General features: G+C 37.3%; 17 protein-coding genes. All 17 read left to right on the top strand.

Translation table 11 applies throughout. The features are described from left to right. The first annotated feature begins 5 nt into the window (after nt 1–5). The 17 genes from ACQKM9_RS11190 (at nt 6) to ACQKM9_RS11110 (ending at nt 22,056) form a co-directional block, all read left to right on the top strand. Nucleotides 6–1,505, top strand: a complete 1,500-nt coding sequence (locus ACQKM9_RS11190) for a sugar ABC transporter ATP-binding protein (protein WP_427734435.1) — start codon at nt 6–8, stop codon at nt 1,503–1,505. Between the two features lie 11 nt (nt 1,506–1,516). Next, nucleotides 1,517–2,515, top strand: a complete 999-nt coding sequence (locus ACQKM9_RS11185) for an ABC transporter permease (RefSeq protein ID WP_427734434.1) — start codon at nt 1,517–1,519, stop codon at nt 2,513–2,515. Between the two features lie 55 nt (nt 2,516–2,570). After that, nucleotides 2,571–3,557 (top strand): ABC transporter substrate-binding protein, encoded by a 987-nt coding sequence (locus ACQKM9_RS11180; RefSeq protein WP_427734433.1) that lies wholly within the window; start codon nt 2,571–2,573, stop codon nt 3,555–3,557. A gap of 115 nt (nt 3,558–3,672) precedes the next feature. After that, entirely contained in the window at nt 3,673–4,638 is a 966-nt protein-coding gene (locus ACQKM9_RS11175) for a Gfo/Idh/MocA family protein (protein ID WP_427734432.1), read from the top strand. A gap of 4 nt (nt 4,639–4,642) precedes the next feature. Then, nucleotides 4,643–5,287 (top strand): class II aldolase/adducin family protein, encoded by a 645-nt coding sequence (locus ACQKM9_RS11170; RefSeq protein ID WP_076034376.1) that lies wholly within the window; start codon nt 4,643–4,645, stop codon nt 5,285–5,287. A 12-nt stretch (nt 5,288–5,299) separates the two neighbouring features. Beyond that, nucleotides 5,300–6,733: a rhamnulokinase gene (locus tag ACQKM9_RS11165; RefSeq protein ID WP_427734431.1), complete on the top strand. Its 1,434-nt coding sequence runs from the start codon at nt 5,300–5,302 to the stop codon at nt 6,731–6,733. A gap of 12 nt (nt 6,734–6,745) precedes the next feature. Further along, entirely contained in the window at nt 6,746–8,530 is a 1,785-nt protein-coding gene (locus ACQKM9_RS11160; protein WP_427734430.1) for an L-fucose isomerase, read from the top strand. A gap of 14 nt (nt 8,531–8,544) precedes the next feature. Beyond that, entirely contained in the window at nt 8,545–10,227 is a 1,683-nt protein-coding gene (locus tag ACQKM9_RS11155) for a ribulokinase (protein ID WP_427734429.1), read from the top strand. Beyond that, the gene (locus ACQKM9_RS11150) at nt 10,196–12,253 is read left to right on the top strand and encodes a bifunctional aldolase/short-chain dehydrogenase (protein WP_427734428.1); all 2,058 of its coding nucleotides are present in this window, start codon (nt 10,196–10,198) and stop codon (nt 12,251–12,253) included. The genes ACQKM9_RS11155 and ACQKM9_RS11150 overlap by 32 nt, the downstream gene beginning before the upstream one ends. Before the next feature lie 141 nt (nt 12,254–12,394). Then, nucleotides 12,395–14,386: an ABC1 kinase family protein gene (locus ACQKM9_RS11145; RefSeq protein WP_427734427.1), complete on the top strand. Its 1,992-nt coding sequence runs from the start codon at nt 12,395–12,397 to the stop codon at nt 14,384–14,386. A 118-nt stretch (nt 14,387–14,504) separates the two neighbouring features. After that, nucleotides 14,505–15,818, top strand: coding sequence for an NfeD family protein (locus ACQKM9_RS11140; protein WP_427734426.1), 1,314 nt, complete (start codon nt 14,505–14,507; stop codon nt 15,816–15,818). Between the two features lie 20 nt (nt 15,819–15,838). Beyond that, on the top strand, nt 15,839–16,843 hold the full coding sequence (gene floA / locus ACQKM9_RS11135; RefSeq protein ID WP_427734425.1) for a flotillin-like protein FloA: 1,005 nt from the start codon (nt 15,839–15,841) through the stop codon (nt 16,841–16,843). 34 nt (nt 16,844–16,877) lie between these two features. Further along, entirely contained in the window at nt 16,878–17,357 is a 480-nt protein-coding gene (locus tag ACQKM9_RS11130) for a hypothetical protein (RefSeq protein ID WP_427734424.1), read from the top strand. 50 nt (nt 17,358–17,407) lie between these two features. Beyond that, the gene (locus tag ACQKM9_RS11125; protein WP_427734423.1) at nt 17,408–17,650 is read left to right on the top strand and encodes a hypothetical protein; all 243 of its coding nucleotides are present in this window, start codon (nt 17,408–17,410) and stop codon (nt 17,648–17,650) included. Between the two features lies 1 nt (nt 17,651). After that, nucleotides 17,652–18,776: a sporulation protein YqfD gene (locus ACQKM9_RS11120; protein ID WP_427734422.1), complete on the top strand. Its 1,125-nt coding sequence runs from the start codon at nt 17,652–17,654 to the stop codon at nt 18,774–18,776. Nucleotides 18,777–18,778: 2 nt separating this feature from the next. Beyond that, nucleotides 18,779–19,735 carry a PhoH family protein gene (locus tag ACQKM9_RS11115; RefSeq protein ID WP_427734421.1) on the top strand — a complete coding sequence of 319 codons (957 nt, stop codon included), beginning with the start codon at nt 18,779–18,781 and terminating at the stop codon, nt 19,733–19,735. Between the two features lie 191 nt (nt 19,736–19,926). Further along, nucleotides 19,927–22,056, top strand: a complete 2,130-nt coding sequence (locus ACQKM9_RS11110) for an HD family phosphohydrolase (protein ID WP_427734420.1) — start codon at nt 19,927–19,929, stop codon at nt 22,054–22,056. Nucleotide 22,057: the final 1 nt, after the last annotated feature.

Here is a 22,057-nt window from a genome sequence, read left to right as displayed (position 1 = left end):
AATAAATGAGTAAGCTGTTGGATATGCAAAATATTTCAAAGAGCTTTCCAGGAGTTAAAGCTCTTTCGAATGTATCACTTGATTTACATCATGGTGAAGTATTGGCTTTAGTCGGAGAAAATGGTGCTGGAAAGTCAACGCTGATGAAGATTCTAACGGGGATATATGAAAAAGATGATGGTGAAGTTTTTCTAGAAGGCCAGAAGATTAATGTTACATCTACTAAGCAAGCACAAGAATTAGGTATTTCAATCATTCATCAAGAACTAAATTTAATGAAAGATTTATCTATCGCTGAAAATATTTTTATCGGTAGAGAACCAAGAGGGTTGTTAAACTTCTTTATAAAGGATCATGAATTACATAATAAGACGAGGGAATTATTTAAACGACTCTCCATAGATTTAAATGGGAAAACAAAAGTAAAGGACTTAACAGTTGCAAAGCAGCAAATGGTTGAAATTGCAAAAGCGCTATCATTCGATTCGAAAATTTTAATTATGGATGAGCCCACTACTGCATTAACAGATGCGGAAATAGATGTACTGTTTGAAATCATTGCTAATTTAAAAGCCAATGGTGTTGGGATTATTTATATATCCCATAGGATGGATGAGTTAAAACGAATCTCAGATCGGATTACAATCATGCGAGATGGCGAGTATATCGCAACGTTAAATACGAAGGAAACGGAAATGAGTAAAGTGATTCAATTGATGGTAGGAAGAGAACTTTATATTGAATCAAAACCAACTATTTTAGATAGTTATAGAGATACTGTTCTAGAATTAAAGAATGTTAGTACCAATACAAATTTAAAGGATATTTCTTTTGAACTCAAAAAAGGAGAAATTCTTGGCTTTGCAGGCTTAATGGGTGCTGGTAGAACAGAAGTGGCAAATGCTATTTTCGGAGTTGATAAGATAAGGACTGGGGAGATTATTTTACATGGGAAAAAGGTGCAAATAACATCACCTAGTCGCGCTGTTAAACAAGGTATTGGCTATTTATCTGAAGATCGGAAACATTTAGGTCTTGTTGTTGATATGGATGTAAAGACAAATATTGTCATGTCTTCGATAAATGATTATCAAACACTTGGGTTTGTTAATGATCAGAACATAGCAAAGGTATCAGAGGAATATGTCGAGCGCTTAAAAGTGAAAACGCCTTCAATTAATCAACAGATAAAATTTTTATCTGGGGGGAATCAGCAAAAGGTTGTAATTGCAAAATGGCTACTGCGTGATTGTGATATTTTAATTTTTGATGAACCAACAAGAGGTATCGATGTTGGAGCCAAAGGTGAGATTTATAAATTACTAGATGAGCTAGCGGAAAAAGGGAAGTCCATTATTATGATTTCATCTGAATTGCCAGAAGTATTGAGAATGAGCCATCGTATTGTCGTTATGTCGGAAGGTCGAGTTACGGGGATTTTAAATTCAGAGGAAGCGAATCAAGAGAAAATCATGGAATTAGCTACAGCATACCGTGAAGGTTAAGGGGGGATAATATGAAAGCGGATACATTAGATCGAATAACAGTGACTAAGAAAAAGAATAAGGGAATTCCATCCAATACATTACAACAAGTGCTAGCTTTTAGTAGTTTAGTAGTATTGGTTATTTTTTTCTCGTTTTCTTCATCCAGTTTCATGCAATGGAGTAATATTGTGGGTATTTTATTATCTACTGCAGTTATAGGGATATTAGCATTAGGTGCAACCTTTGTCATTATTACAGGAGGGATTGACTTATCTGTCGGAACTGTCATGACCTTGTCATCTGTGATTACAGGTATAATCGTCGTTAATTCAGATTTGCCAATTGTAGTCGGTGTCATTGGTGGTATTTTAACAGGTGCACTTTGTGGTTTGCTGTGTGGTATTGCTATTACTAAATTAAAAATACCGCCATTTGTTGCAACATTGGCGATGATGATGATAGCGAAAGGATTAGCATTAGTTATATCAAAGGCTGCTCCAATCTACTTTACAGATAAGCCTATGTTTACAAAAATTGCTTTAGGTTCAATTATTCCAGGCGTTAATATTCCAAATGCTGTATTGATATTCTTTGTCCTCGGCATTATAGCGGCAATTATCTTATCTAAAACGATATTGGGGCGTTTTAATTTAGCCATTGGTAGTAATGAGGATGCAACAAAGCTTTCAGGCGTGAATGTAGATTACTGGAAAATGACGATTTATACGCTAGCGGGTGCTTTTACAGGTATCGCAGGTGTGTTAATGGCATCACGATTAAATTCTGCTCAACCTGCATTAGGTCAAGGGTATGAATTAGAAGCAATTGCTGCTGTTGTAATTGGTGGTACTTCGCTTAGTGGGGGAAAAGGAACAATTATCGGAACAATTATCGGTGCATTAATTATGAGTGTCTTGACTAATGGATTACGAGTATTATCAATTCCACAAGAATGGCAAACAGTAGTGATTGGTTTTGTTATTATCTTAGCGGTATACATGGATATATTACGTAGGGGTAAAGGCTAAATGTGATATGAGGTCGTTCTAGACTTGATATAAATTAAACAAAGGGGGCAAAGAAATGAAAAAGAAATCGATTTTTCTAGGCGGATTATTAGCAGTATCGATGTTACTTGGTGCATGTAATGATAAAGAGGGAGCGACAAGTGAAGGTGAAAAAGAAGCAGTAAGCTCTGATAAACCTTATGTAGCGATTGTATCAAAAGGGTTCCAACATCAATTTTGGCAAGCTGTAAAACAGGGTGCTGAAAAGGCTGCTGATGAGTTTGATGTAAAAATTACATTTGAAGGTCCCGAAACTGAAGCGCAAGTTGATAAACAAATTGAAATGTTACGTGCAGTTTTAGATAAAAAACCAGCTTCTATAGGCTTTGCGGCATTGGATTCTAAAGCATCAGTGCCGTTATTAGATGAAGCTAAGGAAAAAAATATTCCAATTGTTGCGTTTGACTCAGGTGTGGAAAGTGAAATCCCTGTTGCAACTGCATCTACGGACAATAAAGCAGCTGCAGCATTAGCAGCTGATAAGATGGCCGAGTTTATAGGTGGCAAAGGGAAAATTGCCCTAATCGTTCAAGATCAAACTTCATTAACTGGTAAAGGTCGTAGAGATGGTTTTAAAGAGCAAATCGAAAGTAAATATCCAGATATTAAAATAGTTGATATTCAATATGGTGAGGGTGATCATTTGAAATCAACTGACTTGGCAAAAGCTATTATGCAAGCACATCCGGATTTAAAAGGCATTTTCGGCTCTAATGAAGGTTCTGCAATTGGAGTAGTAAATGCAGTACAAGAGATGAATAAAGTAGGCAAAATTGTCGTTGTTGGTTTTGACTCAGGTAAACAGCAAATTGATGCGATTAAGAGTGGATTAATGGCAGGAGCTGTAACTCAAAATCCAGTTGGTATTGGTTATGAAACTGTTAAAGCTGCAGTAGCTTCAATTAAAGGCGAGAGTGTTGAAAAATCAATCGATACTGGTTTCTATTGGTACGACAAAGACAATATTGACACGGATGAAATTAAAGCAGCGATTTACGAATAATTATTGGTGTTTCTAAATAAAATCTACTTTTCTAATAAATTAGTTGAAGAAAAATCTATTTATTAAAGGTTAATAAGGGCTGTAAAAACAGCCCTTTTCTAAAGGGGGCATACAATTGACGATTAAATGGGGCATTTTAAGTGCAGCGAATATTGCTAAAAACTATGTTATGCCAGCAATCCAAGAAGCAGGGGGAAATATTCTTGCAATCGCAAGCCGTAGCCAAGATTTAACTGAAATCCAACAAGCATTTCAGATACCCTATACACTGAATGATTACAATCAGCTCCTTGATATGGACGAAATTGATGCAGTTTATATTGCATTACCTAATAGTTTTCATTTCGAATGGATTATGAAAGCAATTGAGCATGGCAAGCATGTATTATGCGAAAAGCCAATAGTCTTGTCGCTAGAAGAACTTCAAATAATTCAACAAAAAAGTATCGAGAAAAAAGTAAAAGTGATGGAAGCTTTTATGTATCGTTTTCATCCACAAATTATAGAGACTAAAAAGCTATTAGAAGAAGGCGCAATAGGCGAAGTATTAACTATTCGAAGTCAATTTCATTTTACATTAGAAAATTGGACAGATGATATACGTGTAAATCCCAATCTTGGTGGTGGCGCTTTGTATGATATCGGCTGTTATTGTATAAATGTCCAACAATTTTTACTTGATAAAAAGGTAGTTACATATCATGTATTGCAAGGGCGTAAAAGTAATGTGGATGTCCATTTAACTATTCAAGTGCAATATGAAGATGGAATTCTTGGACTAATCGACTGCAGTTTTTTAGGTGAGTTTTCACAATCAGTCGATCTAATTGGGACAGAAGGTAGTCTCAGATTACCCTTTGCCTTTCGTACAGATTTAAATCAGGATTTTGGAGTTATTCAATTGATTCAAAATGGGCAACTAAGCTCGCAACATATTGAGGGGAATGCCTATAAAAATCAAATTGAACATTTCCAAAAAAGCATTGAGCAAAGGGAGTTTCAGCCCTATCCTTTCGATTCCATGTTAGAACAAGTAGCGATTCTAGAAGAATTCCAAACAACATTAAAAGGGAGGGCGTGATTGGATGACTAGTGTAATTCAAGATCTACAAAAGTACGCAACAGAATTAGTGCAAAGTGGTTTAGTGGTTGGTGCGGGTGGCAATTTAAGTATGAGGGATGGAGAGTATATGTATATTTCTCCAAGTGGTTATGACTTAAAAGAAATAGCAGATGAAGAATGGGTTAAGGTTCATATTGAGTCCGGTGAAATCGAGGGAGATTTGCGTCCTTCATCAGAAGTTTTAATGCATTTAACATGCTTTAGAGATAATCATGAGATTCAAGCAGTTCTCCATGCACATCCAACTTACTCGGTAGGTGTATCCTCTGCAGGACAAAACATTCCACCACTATTTCCGGATTTCCCTGCCATGGTGAAAAAGGTTGGTTATATCGATTACGTCATTCCAACTACTCATGAATTGGCTGAGAAAGTATCTGAACTTGTTTTGGATCATGATGTGATGATTATGAGGAATCATGGTGTACTAACTGTCGGGAAAACAATGAAGGAAGCGTATTTTTTCATGCAACTAACAGAGGAATCGGCCAAAGTATTTACTATTAGTACGATTTTTGGCGGTCCTAGAATATTAACGGACGAAGAATGTTTAGCATTAAGAAATCTTTCTTCAGAGAAATATCGCTCGAAATTACTTCGAGAGTAGAGGTGATTGATTGTGACAACTGTTCTTGCGTATGATTTAGGCGCTTCAAGCGGAAGATTAATAGCGGAAAAATTTGATGGCGATACGATTTCTATCAAGGAGATCCACAGATTTAACAATAAGCCACAATTAGTTCAAGGTCATTATTATTGGGATTATCCTGTACTTATAAAAGAATTAAAGACAGGTTTGCAAAAGGTTGATTTTCCAGCTGCCTCACTTGGAATTGATACGTGGGGTGTCGATATAGGATTACTAAATAAAGAGTATGCACTGTTATCGTTGCCCTTCTCATATAGAGATACACATTCTGAGCCGCAACTTCAGAAGTTGAAAAAACTAATAGATCCTTATGAGTTATTTAAAAGAACAGGAAATGAAATCTCCACTATTAATACCCTATTTCAACTTATGGCCATTTACGAAAAATCCCCTAACTATAGGGAGCTTTGTCAGTCTATCTTGATGATGCCTAATTTATTGTTATATGGTTTATCGAATATTGCGTTAAACGAATACTCTATATCTTCAACGTCACAGTTAGTGAATCATGAAAGCAAGCAATGGGATGAAGGACTTATGCAATTGATTTTTCGCCAACAGCTACCTTTAGCATCTATTGAAATGCCACATCAAATGATAGGAGATGTATTAGATTTCCCATCAATTCAAATGGCTTTAGTACCCGGTCACGATACAGCTTGTGCATTATCCGCCTTGCCAATTAATAGACAAAATGCAGTTTTCATGAGTATTGGGACTTGGTGCTTAGTCGGCAAAGAAGTTGACAAACCGATAGTTAGTAGGGATGCGTTTGAAGCAGGCTTTACAAATGAGGGCACGAGTGAAGGGGCAATTCGTTTTCAAAAGAATGCAATGGGTTTTTGGATTTTACAAAAGTTACGTGAGGAATGGAACGCATCAGGAATGAAAGTATCCTATGACATTGAGAGGCAAGGGTTTTTGGAAGCTTCCGCTTTTAAAACAATAATCGATCCAGAAGATCCTCTTTTCTTTAATCCTAAATCGATGACCTTAGCAATCGAAACGTATTGTGCGAAAACGGCCCAAGCGACACCAAGTACAATTGGAGAATATGTACGTTGCTTTACTGAAAGTGTAGCAATTAGTTATGCAAAAGTGATTAAAAACATAGAGCAATTAGCATCACAATCTACAACGGAAATCTATATTGGCGGAGGCGGGGCTCAAAACATATCGCTATGTCAATTGATTGCCAATGCAACAGGGAAGGTTGTATTTGCTGGGCCCATTGAAGCGAGTTCAATTGGTAATGGTTTATCACAGTTACGAGCCTTAGGTGAAATAAATTCGATAGAAGAAGGAAGAGTTCTTGTATCTCGCTCATTTCATCCGGATGAATTTATACCACAGGACCAAGCACGCTGGCAGGAAATAATAGAACAATATAAAACTTTCATTTAGGAGGTAATTGAAATGATGAATAACAGATATATTGGCGATTTACCTAAGATTGGTATTCGACCAGCAATTGATGGGCGAAGAAGAGGAGTAAGAGAATCACTTGAGGAAACGACGATGGGTATGGCTAAAGCTGTAGCAAAGTTTCTAAGTGAAAATTTATCTTACTATAATGGGCAACCAGTAGAATGTGTCATCGCAGATAGTTGTATTGGAGGCGTAGCAGAGGCAGCGAGAGCAGCAGAAAAGTTTAAAAAAGAAGGTGTTGGTATATCGATTACTGTCACGCCATGTTGGTGTTATGGTAGTGAAACAATGGATATGGATCCACAACTTCCAAAAGCTGTTTGGGGTTTTAATGGAACTGAAAGACCTGGAGCAGTGTATTTAGCTGCAGTACTAGCTGCATACAATCAAAAAGGGCTACCTGCGTATGGAATATACGGTGAAGACGTACAAGATGCAGGAGATTCCGAGATTCCTCAAGATGTACAACAAAAATTATTGAAATTTACAAAGGCAGCGATTGTAGTTGCAACATTAAAAGGAAAATCTTATTTAGCAATGGGATCTGTGTCTATGGGGATTGCCGGAAGTATTGTAAAGGATGATTTCTTCCAAGAGTATTTAGGTATGCGCAATGAATACATTGATATGAGCGAGTTTGTGAGAAGATTAGATTTAAATATTTTTGACGAAGAAGAATATGATAGAGCTTATAAATGGGTTAAGGAAAAATTCATTTTTGGTCAAGATAATAATAAAGAGGCGTTTAAACGCACAGATGAACAACTAGCAAAGGATTTAGAAACGTCGATAAAAATGACATTAATCACGAAAGATTTAATGGTTGGTAATGACAAAATGGCTGCAAAAGGTTGGGAAGAAGAAGCTTTAGGTAGAAATGCTTTAATAGCAGGTTTCCAAGGGCAACGTCAATGGACCGATCATTTCCCTAACGGTGATTTTATGGAAACGATATTAAACTCGTCATTTGATTGGAATGGTAAGCGGGCACCCTATCTACTTGCAACTGAAAATGATAGTTTGAACGGTGTAACGATGGCTTTCGGGCATTTATTGACGAATACGGCACAGGTATTTGCAGATGTTCGGACGTATTGGAGTCCATCAGCAGTTAAACGTGTGACAGGCAAAGAGCCTGTTGGAAGAGCGGCAAATGGTTTTATACATCTGATTAACTCTGGTTCAGCGGCACTCGATGGAACTGGACATCAACAAATTGATGGCAAGCCAGCGATTAAACCTTTCTGGGAAGTAACGGATGAAGAAATCGAACATTGTATAGAAAATACAAAGTGGAGACCAGCTTCAACAGAATATTTCCGTGGCGGTGGTTACTCGACCGATTTTACAACAAAGGGAGAAATGCCTGTAACGATTGCACGATTAAATTATGTCAAAGGCCTTGGACCAGTGTTGCAACTAGCAGAAGGTCATACTGTCGAACTCGAAGAAGATATGCATGATACGCTAGATCTTCGCACAGATCCAACTTGGCCAACGACATGGTTTGTACCAAATATTACGGGTGAAGGTGCGTTCACAGATGTGTATTCAGTGATGAATAATTGGGGCGCAAACCATTGTGTTTTAACATACGGCCATGTAGGTGCCGAATTTATCACATTAGCATCTATGCTTCGCATTCCAGTCAACATGCACAATGTAGCTAATGATAAATTGTTTAGACCGAATGCTTGGAATATGTTTGGTACGCAAGAAAGTGAACAAGCTGATTTTAGAGCATGTCAAAATTTTGGACCTCTTTATAGATAAAGGAGGAGCTAAAGATGAATTATGTAATTGGTATAGATTTTGGTTCAGAATCTGCTAGAGCCGTCTTAGTGGATCATGAAAATGGCGCCATCATTAAAGTAGCTGAAATGTCTTACCCACATGGGGTTATGACAAAATCATTAAATGGCAACTTCCTTAAAGCGAATATGGTGTTACAAAATCCGAATGACTATGTAGAAGTATTAACGACTACTGTACGGAGTTTATTGGAAGAAACGAAAGTGGATCCTAATAATATAAAAGGAATGGGCGTCGCTTTTACTAGCTGTACTTGTTTACCGGTGGATCAGCAGTTATCTCCATTATGTAGTAAGGAGATGTATGTTAATCAACCACATGCTTATGCAAAGTTGTGGAAGAGTCATAGTGCTGAGAAAGAGGCACAGTTGATAACGGAGAAGCTGGCAGATCATCCTTATCTTGATAAATATGGCGGTGTCATTTCTTCTGAGTGGTTACTTCCGAAGTTGTTGGAAATTTTAAATGATACACCTACTCTATTTGAAAGTACCGATTATTTTTTAGAAGCTGGAGATTGGATTGTTTCACTATTAACGGGGAATGTATCTAGAAGTATATGTTCTGCAGGTTATAAAGGACTTTGGCAAACAAAAGTCGGATATTTAGATAAAAAGATACTTCAATCTATTCATCCGAAGTTAGCAGAAGTCTACACACTTCAACTTAAAGGCGAGGTAATACCAGTAGGTAGCTCTGCAGGAACGTTAACACCTTATTTTGCTAATTTACTTGGTCTTTCAGAAAATACAACTGTTAGCGCAAGTATTATAGATGCACATGCGGCAGTCCCTGGTGCTGGCATCTATAAACCTGGAATCCTCCAAATCGTTATGGGGACATCAAGTTGCCATTTACTATTAAGTGAACAAGAGATTACTATACCAGGTATCTCAGGAGTTGTGGAAAATGGTATTCTCCCTGGTTTATATGCATATGAGGCAGGGCAAGTAGCAGTTGGTGATATTTTTGCGAGTTTTATAAAACACCAAGTACCAGCATCTTATACTCAGGAATCGAAAGAGAGAAATTTAACTCTTTTTCAACTGTTAAACGAAAAGGCTGAAGCCCTCGATGCAGGTGAAACAGGGATGGTAGCACTTGATTGGCATAATGGAAATCGTACTCCTTATGTTAATTCAAATTATTCGGGTGTATTTGTGGGGGAAACATTACAAACAGAAGCTCATGAGAAATACCGTACCTTACTTGAAGCAACAGCTTTTGGTACAAAAGTGATTGTCGATTTATTTGAAGAAAAAAATATAGAGATTCATCAAATAGTCGTAACTGGTGGGATTCCAAAAAAGAATCCATTCCTTATGCAAATATATGCTGATGTCTTACAAAAAGAAATCTTAGTTGTTGACCATCACCAAGTACCAGCTCTAGGAGCGGCTATTTTAGGTGCCGCTGCTGCCCAGGACAAAGCTAATGAAAAAGATGCTCTAAATAGTGCAATCCAAAAGATAGGCTTCAAGGATTATATTCAATATTCACCGAATAAAAAAAATGAAGAAATCTACAACAAACTATATGGCATATATAGAAACCTTAGCCATTATTTTAGCAGCAATGATGATCTTTTAACTTTACACAAATTAAAGACTGGGAGGGAAATGAGTAATGGTGCAAAATTTATGGAATCAATTAAATAGACCTGCTGTCAATAAAGTTGAGGAATTAACATACCGCTCTAATTTATTAGGAAGTGATCGACGCGTATGTAACTGGGGTGGAGGAAATACTTCCTTTAAAACAACGGCAAAAGATTTTAAGGGTGAGGAAGTAGAAGTCATGTGGGTAAAAGGGAGTGGGTCTGACCTAGCAACTATGGGTGACCATAACTTCACAGCTTTAAAACTTTTGGATATGCAACAACTAATAGAACGCGAGGCAATGACAGATGAAGAAATGGTCGCGTACTTAGAGCATTGTATGCTGTCTAAAAAGCAGCCAAGACCTTCTATTGAAACACTCTTACATGCCTTTTTACCATATAAGCACATTGACCATACACATCCAGATGCAATCATCAGCATATGCTGTGCTCCGAATGGTGAAGAGATAGCTAAAAAGATATTTGGAGATAGCTTTGTTTGGGTTCCTTATTTAAGACCAGGATTTTTGTTGTCTAAAATAATTGCTGAAGGTGTGCAACATAACCCAAATGCCGAACTTGTATTAATGGAAAAGCATGGTCTAGTTGTATGGGGAAATACCGCAGAAGAAAGCTATACAAGAACAATTGAGGTGATTAACAAAGCAGAGGCTTATATCGACTCCATTGCTGCGACGCAGGAGCCATTTGGAGGGCAGCTTATAGAGCCTATAGAGGCGGAAACTAGACAGCGATTACTAAGCAAGGTTTTACCAGGTGTACGTGGAATAGCTTCAAAATATGAAAAAGTGATTACAAGCATCGATCAATCTGAAGAGGTCCTTACTTTTATTAATAGTCGGAAAATTGAAGTATTATCGAATGTAGGAGCAGCTTGTCCAGACCATTTAGTACATACGAAGCGTGTACCGTTATTTATTGAATGGGATGGCAACGAAGATACTTTAGAGATGGTAATTCAAGAAAAAATCTCGGCTTATCAATCAGAATATGAGGCATATTTTAACCGCTTTGCAACTGCTGATGACAAAATGTTTAATCCATCTCCTAGAGTTATTTTGATTCGTGGGCTTGGTATGATTACAACAGGGAAAGATATACAAGCAGCCGAGTTAAGCCAGGCTTTGTATCAGCGTGCTATTTCAGTGATGAAAGGGGCAGATGCTATTGGCGGATTTACTTCACTATCAGATGAAGAGTCATTTGCTGTTGAGTATTGGCCATTAGAACTTTATAAACTGAGTTTAGCACCAGCGGAAGCCGAGTTTTCAAGACACGTGGCCTTAATCACAGGAGGTGCAGGGGGGATTGGTAGTGCTACATGCCGATTACTTGCCTCTCAAGGAGCACATATCGTAATTGCTGATCTAAATAAAGAAGGTGCTGAGAAAGTAGCATCAGAGTTGAATCAGAAATACGGAGAAGGACGTGCATTTTCGGTAGTGATGGATGTTACGGACGAAAACCAAATCAAAGACGCCTTCGCACAAACTATCTTGAAGTATGGTGGTGTAGATATTCTTGTGAATAATGCCGGATTAGCAACTTCTAGTCCATTAGAGGAAACAACTTTACAAGAATGGAATCTTAACATGAATGTATTAGGAACGGGATATTTCTTAGTGTCCCGAGAAGCGTTTACAATTATGAAAAAGCAGTTACTAGGTGGCAGTATGATTTTTATTGGCTCTAAAAACTCAGTCTATGCAGGTAAAAACGTTTCAGCTTATAGTTCAGTAAAAGCGTTAGAAGTGCATTTAGCTCGCTGTATAGCAGCAGAGGGTGGCGACTTTGGTATTCGTGCCAATTCAGTATTACCAGATGCTGTTCTACAAGGATCTGCAATTTGGGGATCGAAGTGGCGTGAGGAACGTGCAGCGGCGTATAACATTCATCCAGATGAGCTAGAAAATCATTATAAAGATCGCACAGTATTAAAAGAAAATATATATCCAATCGATATTGCTGAAGCAATTGCCTTTTTCGCATCGAAGAAAGCGGCAAAAACAACAGGGTGTATGGTCACTGTTGATGGAGGAGTAGCGGCTGCATTTACTAGATAATAAAATAAAAGCTAGTTCATTCAAAAAAAGAATGTACTAGCTTTTTAATTATTGTATGTATTTTTTGATGTACTTTACAAGCAATCCTGAGGCAATTTATGATTTAATAATAGACATCATACAAGATATGTAGGTGAAGCTATGCATTATATTTGGACTGCATTACAACTCTTAATGGTCGGTTTAATTATCTATTTTGTCAGTGGCCGTTTGATTGGTACGAAATTGAATTTTATGAAGCGCATTTTATCAGCAGTATTTAGTTTGACCTTCACAACGTTTGTCTATTGGTATTCGTATTTACGTCATACCGATTATAAAAACGAAGACATGGTGCAAGCAGTAACAAATGTCAGTACACTTGTGTGGATCGGCAGTATGTTATTAATCGCAATGTTGTTTTATTTAATATTAGAACTTTTCGACCCTATCCAACTAGGAGCGAAGGGTGAAAGATTAACAGGGCAAAAAAATATCGTCACAAGATTTCGTAGTCGATTTCGTAGACAAAAAAGACTCGTAGAAGTATTTCAAATAGCTTTTAAACACGGTATTGGTAAGGCTTTGAAGTATAAACGTACGTATGAGAATGATCGCTATTTAGCTATTGCACTGCGTAATATGTTAGAAGAGTGTGGTGGTATTTTTATTAAATTCGGTCAGGTGTTATCTGCACGCAAAGATATTTTTCCTACCGTTTTTATAGAAGAGTTATCTACGCTACAGCAAAACGTTAAACCGATGACAGCAGAGCAAGTAGAAAAGAGACTGGAACAAGATTTAGCAAAGCCGATGTCGGAAGTATTTCGGAGTTTTAATATGCAGCCTATTGCTTCAGGTTCCATAGGGCAAGTACACAAGGCTGTCTTGAGAGAGAATGACAAAGAAGTTGTCGTAAAATTACTAAGACCTAATATAACTTCGGTTATGCAAAAAGACTTAGATATTTTATTGCACTTTTCAACTTGGCTAGTTGAAGAGTCAACTTGGGCAGAAAATCTAGGTTTCCATCAGCTGGCGACTGGCTTTGCTAATAGTCTACTTGAAGAGATTAATTTCGAAATGGAAGTACGTAATATGGAACAAGTTTCGAATGCACTCTCTAAAAGCAAAAACAAAGTTAAAATTCCACATGTTTATAAAGAATATAGCAATGAGTATTTACTCGTCTTGGAGTACATTCATGGCGTCAGTATTTATAACTATCAACAAAATTTTGAAAAAACAAATGAAAAAAGGCATGAATTACTTAGTTCAATTTACGATAGCTTTTTAGAACAGCTGCTAGTAGCTGGCGTATTTCATGCAGATCCTCATCCGGGAAATATATATGTCATGAATAATGGTAAGGCAGCTTTTTTAGATTTTGGAGCGGTTGGCAGACTAGGACCTGTACAACAAAAGGGATTAAGGACACTATTTATTGGTATTGAACGCAATGATCCGGAAATTGTGTTAGAAGGCTTGAAGAATTTACTTGTTGATAAGAACGGCATGGATGAAGGGGGATTATTACAAGCATTAAGCCAGCTACTCATTCAATTACAATATTTAGATAAAGTATCAACTGAGGAACTTGTACAAACGTTATTTACCATTATTCAGCATTATGAGTTAAAGCTTTATCCAATGGTAGGTGTAGCATTACGTGCGTTAATCACTTTAGAAGGTACACTTAATGGAGTAGATCTTACTTTTGATCTATTTTCAGAAGCAAAGCGTTTTACAGCAAATAATAAACGATCCTTTGTAACGATTTCAAGTCCTACTGAGTTAAAAGACCATTTACAACAAGAGCTGATTATGATGTTGCCAATGCTCAAACAGATGCCTAAAAAAATTGACCATATTACAACAAGGTTAGAAAAAGGTGAGATGAAGGTCAAGTTAGATATGTTTTCTGGTAAGGAGAATACTTTGTTCATCTCACAATGGTTCTCACTTTTTATTTTATTAATGGTCGGTATTACGTTTGGGATTATCTCAGTTGCTCTTTTAGCGATTTCACAATTTATAAATACTGCGTATGCAGTTTATTTAAATACGGTGTCTTTTTTAGGTTTATTTTTAAGTGCAGTATTACTTGTTAGATTGTCTGTTCAAGCAATTAGAAATTCAAAGCGGGCATTATAAGAAGTTTGTTTCCCGCCTTTAATTTGAAGGAGGAAATTAAAATAAAAAAATTGAAACCTTTTAGTAGTTCAACCGTAAATTAATTAGGCATACTTCATAGTAGAAAGGTGGGGTGAAGTTGCAGCAATCTAAAAAAGTTAGCTTGTTATTTTTGATGCTCATGTCATTCATGCTATTTTTACCACTAGCTTCTGTTTTCGCTAAAACAGAAGTGTATCATGTGCCAGTGGAAAAAGAAGTTGAGAAAGGCTTATATGCTTTCTTACAAAGAGCTTTTAAAGAAGCTGAAGAAAGTGGTGCCAAGGCAATTGTTTTAGATATTCATACGCCAGGTGGATTTGTCAATGCAGCGGGCGACATTGCAAAGCTCATGGATGAATCACCAGTTAGAACAATTGCATTTATAAATAAAGATGCCCATTCAGCAGGCGCATTTATAGCATTGCATGCCGATGAAATTTATATGGTGCCTAATGGAACAATAGGGGCTGCGGCAGTTATTGATTCTGATGGTAATATGGCCGGTCAAAAAGCCAATAGTGCGTGGCTAGCGCAAATGCAAGCAGCGGCAGAAACCTCAAATCGAAACCCTAAATATGCACTAGCAATGGCAGATTTATCCTATGCTTTACCAGAGTTTAGAGCGGCAGAAGGGAATTTACTAACACTAACTGCTAATGAAGCGTTAAAAGTTGGGTATTCTGAAGGAACTGTTTTGTCGTTTCAAGAACTTCTTGAGAAAACAGATTTAGATGGTGCTGAGATTGTGAATGTAAATGAATCCTTTGCAGAGCAAATCGCACGGTTTATTACTAATCCCATTATTGTCCCTATACTTTTATCAATCGCTAGTTTAGGATTAGTAATAGAGTTATATTCACCTGGCTTTGGTGTAGCGGGAACTATGAGTATAATAGCCATCATTCTATTTTTCTTTGGTCATCTAGTTGCTGGATTTGCAGGATATGAATCCATCATATTAGTGATTGTTGGGATTATACTAGTAGTGGCTGAGTTTTTCTTGCCTGGTGGTATTAGTGGTATTATTGGATTTGGCGCAATTGTTTTAAGTCTATTATTAGCTGGTGCTAATGTGACGTACATGGCTTATTCAATTCTTACGGCTCTGTTAGTAGCAGTAATAGGAATGGTGATTATAATGAAATTTTTCGGTAAAAAAATGACAATGCTTAACAAAATCGTGTTAAAAGACGCTACAGATACAGAGAGCGGTTATGTATCAAATAAGAATCGTCTAGAGCTTCTTGGAAAAGAGGCTATAACTTCAACACCTTTAAGACCTGCTGGCGCGATTATGCTAGATGGTGAAAGAATCGATGTAGTCTCTGAAGGCGGTTACATTGATGCAAGAAGAACGGTTATAATTATTAAAGTTGAAGGGCCTCGTATCGTTGTCAGAGAGGTGCTCTAAACTAAAGGAGGATGTTTTAAATGGCATTAACAGGTAGTGCAATTACAGCTATTATTGCTATTGTAGTAGTATTTATAGCATTAGCAGTTCTATTTACATTTGTCCCTGTGGCATTGTGGATTTCTGCATTGGCAGCTGGGGTTAAAGTTAGTATTTTCACATTAATTGGTATGCGTTTACGTCGAGTTATTCCATCACGTATCGTCAATCCATTAATTAAAGCACATAAAGCAGGGTTACCAGTAACGATTAATCAATTAGAAAGTCATTATCTTGCAGGTGGTAACGTAGACCGTGTTGTCAATGCGTTAATCGCAGCTCATCGTGCGAATATCGAGTTAACTTTTGAACGCTGTGCAGCAATCGATCTTGCGGGTCGTGACGTGTTAGAAGCTGTTCAAATGTCGGTTAACCCGAAAGTAATTGAAACACCATTTATCGCGGGTGTAGCAATGAATGGTATTGAAGTTAAAGCGAAAGCGCGTATTACAGTTCGTGCGAATATCGAACGACTTGTTGGTGGTGCCGGTGAAGAAACAATCGTTGCCCGTGTAGGTGAGGGTATTGTTAGTACAATCGGTAGCTCTAAAAACCATTCAACAGTATTAGAGAATCCAGATTCAATTTCTCAAACCGTATTATCAAAAGGATTAGATTCTGGTACAGCATTTGAAATTCTATCGATTGATATTGCAGACGTTGATGTCGGCAAAAATATTGGGGCAGAACTTCAAATTGAGCAAGCGCAAGCTGACAAAAATATCGCACAAGCAAAAGCTGAAGAACGTCGTGCAATGGCTGTAGCCAACGAACAAGAAATGGTCGCAAAAGTGCAAGAGATGAAAGCGAAAGTAGTAGAAGCAGAAGCTGAGGTTCCTTTAGCTATGGCAGAAGCTCTTCGTAGTGGTAATATAGGTATTATGGATTATATGAACTACAAAAACGTGCAGGCTGATACAAGCATGCGTGATTCAATTAGTAAAATTAATCAAGACTCACATGATAACACCAATGACAATCAATAAGTAATCGTCAACCATTAGGAGGGAGGCACTTCCATTGGAAGTAATCATCCTGTTCATAATATCAGCTATCATAAGTGCTTTTTTCAAGGACAAAAAGTCAAAGAATAAGCAAGCGCCAAATAAGGGTCCTGTGCAAAAACCGCAAAGTTCTGAACATAGTAAACCGATGCCGCAAAAAACAGGGCAAACGCGTAGTTTAGAAGATTATGCGAAAGAAGTTTTCCGTGATCTTGAAAACAAATTTGGTGAACAACCGAAAGCTGAAGTTGAAAAAGCGAAAGAAATGATCGAAGAAAAAGCTGCACCTATATTAGAGCGAAGCAGTGCTTCAGAGGGTACACGTAGTTTTGAAAACTCAAGATCGACCCGTCCTGCTATGTCTCGTGGAGCAGAAATTCAGAAAAAAGTGAAGCAAACTGATAATAAAACGTTCAATTTTCCACAAACAAAAAATCAATTAGCGCAATCAATTATGATGGCAGAAATATTAGGTCCACCAAAATCGAAACGCTAATACATGACCCCCGCTCTCTTTGCATATGCTATAGAGAAGGGGGTTTTTGTATGTCGAAACGGCTATTTCAGCTACTGCCTCTTATCGAAATTGAAAACTTCCAAACGATCCAGTTAAGAGGGAAAATTACAATTCAAAAGATTTCTGAGAAGCAAGTGGAATTTTTGCACGAAGAGTTTATCATTCATATCAAAGCGAAAGAGCTGCAAATCCAAGTGCTAAAGGACGAGCTGGTAGCTTTGAAATTGAATCAATTAGAAAAAATGACAATTGAAAAATGGCAGGAGAGTTAACTTGCAAAGGCATGGATGGAATAATCGTAAATTGGAGTTAGAAGTGACGCAAAATGATCGCCTACCTGGATTTTTAAGGGCATTAGCAAAGGCGAACATTCCTCTTAAGAAAGTGAAAACGACAAAAAATTATGTAACATTCCAAACAACTCGTAAGCATTTACCGATGATTCGTAAACTCAGACGCAAGTACCATATGAGAATTACAATAAGCTGGCTTGACGAGGAAGTTATTTTACGTAATGAGTGGATCGTGCATATAGGATTATTATTGTTATTTCTCGTCCCATTATGCGCTTCACAATTTATTTGGTCTGTCGATATCGATGCATCCACTCCAGAGCAGGAGGAAGAGCTGCAAAAGAGTTTATATATATTGCAAATTTCACCGCCATTTTTAAAGCGTAAGTTACCTGATGAAACAGTTATTAGACAGCAAATTTTACAAGATCAGCGAGAATTATCTTGGGTGCATATTAATCAGCAAGGAAGTCATCTCACCTTTTCACCAATTCCTTCGCCAAAGTTAGATACTGAAATTGAAAAAAAAGAACAACCGAGCCACTTAATTGCTAAAAAAAGTGGTGTTATAACGCATTTTAATTTAACGAAAGGTGAACGCGTTGTAGAGGAAAATAAGGCCGTTTATACGGGTGATTTGCTCGTCACCGGTATATTGAAACAAGGTGAGAAAGAAATCGTCTACGGGGCTGAAGGAGAGGTATTTGCGGACTACTGGATTGAGGCGTCGTTCTCACTACCTAGAAAGATTGAATATGAAGTACCAGGTGAACGACATTATGAGTTGCAGTGGAAAAAAGACAAGAAAAAAAAGGACGGTGACTGGCAAACAGTAAAACTACCTAAATGGTTAGCCAAGTATGTTGACTTATCTGTCACACAGCAAGGTATAACAAGAGAGCTTGTATTAGATGAGCAATCGGTTGAAAAGGTACTGTTACCACTGCTTCATCAAAAATATGTCAATGAATTGCCATCTAAAACAGTTATGAAACGGGAAAAACTTTTGCAGGTTGCTATTGATAATGATACAGTAAAAGGGAAAGTATTGTTTTTGGTAAATGAAAACATTGCAGTTAAACAAGCGATTTATCAAGGAGATTGAGCATGCTAGAACAACAACCAACCCAATTAAACGTGCAAGATCCTAACGAAGCGGTAATGCTTTTAGGTATATCAGATGTAAATATGAAATTGATTGAAACGGCTTTTAATGTGCAAATCATTACGCGTGGCGAAACAATTCATATTGTCGGTAATGAAAGCCAAAAAGACGATGCAACGAAATTATTAGAACAATTATTAAAAGTTATTCGTAAGGGAATTAATATTAATCAACGTGATGTTGCTACAGCAGTTGAAATGGCTAAAAACGGTACAATCGAGTATTTTGCAGAGCTCTATGATGAAGTCATAGCCCGTAATACTAAAGGTAAAATGATTCGGGCCAAAACGATTGGTCAACGTGAATATATTCAAGCAATTAGACATCGTGATTTAACTTTTTGTATTGGGCCAGCAGGAACTGGGAAAACGTACTTAGCTGTAGTAATGGCAACACAAGCACTAAAAAATGGCAATGTAAAACGAATTATTTTAACACGTCCTGCAGTAGAAGCTGGAGAAAGTCTAGGTTTCTTACCAGGAGATTTAAAGGAAAAGGTCGACCCATATTTACGTCCTTTATATGATGCACTGCATGATATTTTGGGCACTGAACAAACGACACGACTAATTGACCGGGGAACGATTGAAATTGCGCCACTTGCTTATATGCGTGGACGTACGTTAGATGATGCCTTCGTTATTTTAGACGAAGCTCAAAATACAACTAAAGCACAAATGAAGATGTTCTTAACACGTCTTGGCTTTGGATCGAAAATGGTTATAACAGGCGATAAAACCCAAATTGACCTACCAAAAGGTGCAATATCAGGGCTAACAAATGCTGAACATACGTTACAGAATGTGAAGGATATCCATTTTCAAATTCTCGAACAAGCGGATGTGGTTCGTCATCCACTTGTAGCAAAAATTATACAAGCATATGAAGAAGAGCAATAGTGTATTAGATGACGCAATACTCATTTTATGGGTGTTGCGTTTTATTTTTGTATAAATAGTTTCGTGTCGATTTTGTGTTGGTATTATTAATTATTTATAAATTTATTATTATTTATAGCGAAATCCGTTATGTTTTTTGTGAAAAAAATGTCAATTGTTGATATGATAGTCTATAGATAGGAGGTGGCTGTATGGATGCTTTTTTAAAAAAGCTAATGCAGTACTTTCGTTTTCCGGTATTAATTGCCGTCATATTAACTGTCACGGGCATCTTGCAATTTTCACTGATGCTTGGGAATGTGAGGGGCGAACATTTCGACTTAAAACTTTTTCAATTATCGCCGGATACGATTCGTTCGATGAAGACAGTAGAAGACACGGTAAAAACTGAGGAAGATAGAGAGCAAGCAGCTAGCAGTGTAAAGCCTGTCTTTCAGTATTCTGAAGAAATTGCGAAAAACCGTGCATCAATGATTAAGTCCATTTTTGACTATGTTTTAGAAGTGAAAACGTCGATTGAGGACGGAAAAACTAAAAAAGAAAAAGAAACTGTTATGCAAGATCGTGTAGCAGAACTACGAAAAAAATTAATCGCATTAAACACAGATGGTCAAGGACTCCGGTTTACTGATCAAGAATTGATGGCACTGATCGAACAAGATAATGACTCTTTACGGGTAACACGTGATGAGTTAACGGAACTTGTGAAAAAGCAGCTATCTGAACCTATTCGAACTGATCATGTTGCAGAGATAAAGGCGAAAATTGATAAAGAAATTAGAGAAAAACCTGAATTTCCAGAAGAAATTCGAGCAACACTTGTATCAATTGGACGTTTCTCGATTACAGAAACGGAAACTGAAAATCCGGATTTAACAAAAGAACAAATTGAACAAGCTAAGGCAAATGTGGATCCAACACGTATATTGCAAGGTCAAATTATTGTACAAGAAGGACAAGTGATCGATCGTGATGTCTACCGAGAATTAGAGTTAACAGGGATGCTTGCGGATCATACTTCGACTAAACCGATAATGGGTTTATTTTTACTCATTACATTACAAATGGCTTTCTTCTTTGCTCTTTTCCGAAACTGGAAAACCGATGAAAAAACAAAAGTCCGTGATTTAATCATCACAGTAACGATTTATTTACTATCTATTGTCGTGATGGAATTGCTGAGTCTGATTAAGAACGAATTCGAAGTCATGATAGGGTTTCTTTACCCTGTAGCGATGGCACCTATGCTTATTAGATTACTAGTTAATGAGCGAATCGCAATCATCATAACGATTATGACAGGGGTTGCAGCAGGTGTCATTTTCCAAGAGGGTTACGCTACTGTAATTCAAATGGAAGTATCTTTATATATTATTTTCGGTGGATTAAGTAGTTTATTTTTCAATAAAGGGATTGAAAAACGTTCGAGTATTTTACAAACAAGTATGGTTATTGCTTTAGTAAATGCAACTTTTATTGGCTTTTATTTACTATTGACTCAATCTACATATGGTATGACCGAGCTCGCGTATTATTTAGTCGCATCCATAGTTTCTGCCTTACTGTCAGGAGCACTTACATTAGGGATATTACCGTTTATTGAATCGGCATTCGGAATTCTGTCATCCTTTAGATTGATAGAGTTATCAAGTCCCAATCATCCATTATTAAAAAAGATTTTAGTAGAAACACCTGGTACTTATCATCACAGTGTAATGGTGGCAAACCTTGCTGATGCTGCCTGTGAAGCTGTAGGAGCAGATGGCTTGCTTGCAAGAGTAGGTTGCTATTATCATGATATTGGAAAGACAAAAAGGCCTGGGTTTTTCGTTGAAAATCAAATGGGAGCCATCAATCCTCATGATAGCTTGCCAGCAGAAACGAGTCGAGATATTATTATCGCGCATGCTGAAGATGGGGCTAAGATGTTAGAAGCTCATAAAATGCCAAAAGAAATTATAGACATTGCAAGACAACATCATGGGACAAGTCTTTTGAAATTCTTTTATTATAAAGAAAAGGAAAAAAATCCAGCTGTAGTTGAATCTGATTATCGTTACCCTGGGCCTAAGCCACAAACGAAAGAAGTTGCTATAATAAGTGTAGCGGACAGTGTAGAGGCTGCTGTTCGTTCGATGAAAGAACCAAATGCTGAGAAAATTCAAAAGCTGGTTCATGCCATTGCACAAGACAAATTACAGGATGGACAATTTGATGAATGCGATCTTTCCGTCCGGGAATTAAAAAAGATTGAAGCAGTTTTTTGTGAAACGCTAAATGGTATCTTCCATTCACGTATCGAATATCCGAAGCCAAAATAAG

Source organism: Viridibacillus sp. NPDC093762, assembly GCF_050279675.1.
Classification (GTDB): domain Bacteria; phylum Bacillota; class Bacilli; order Bacillales_A; family Planococcaceae; genus Viridibacillus.
This window is presented reverse-complemented; position numbering and strand designations above follow the sequence as displayed.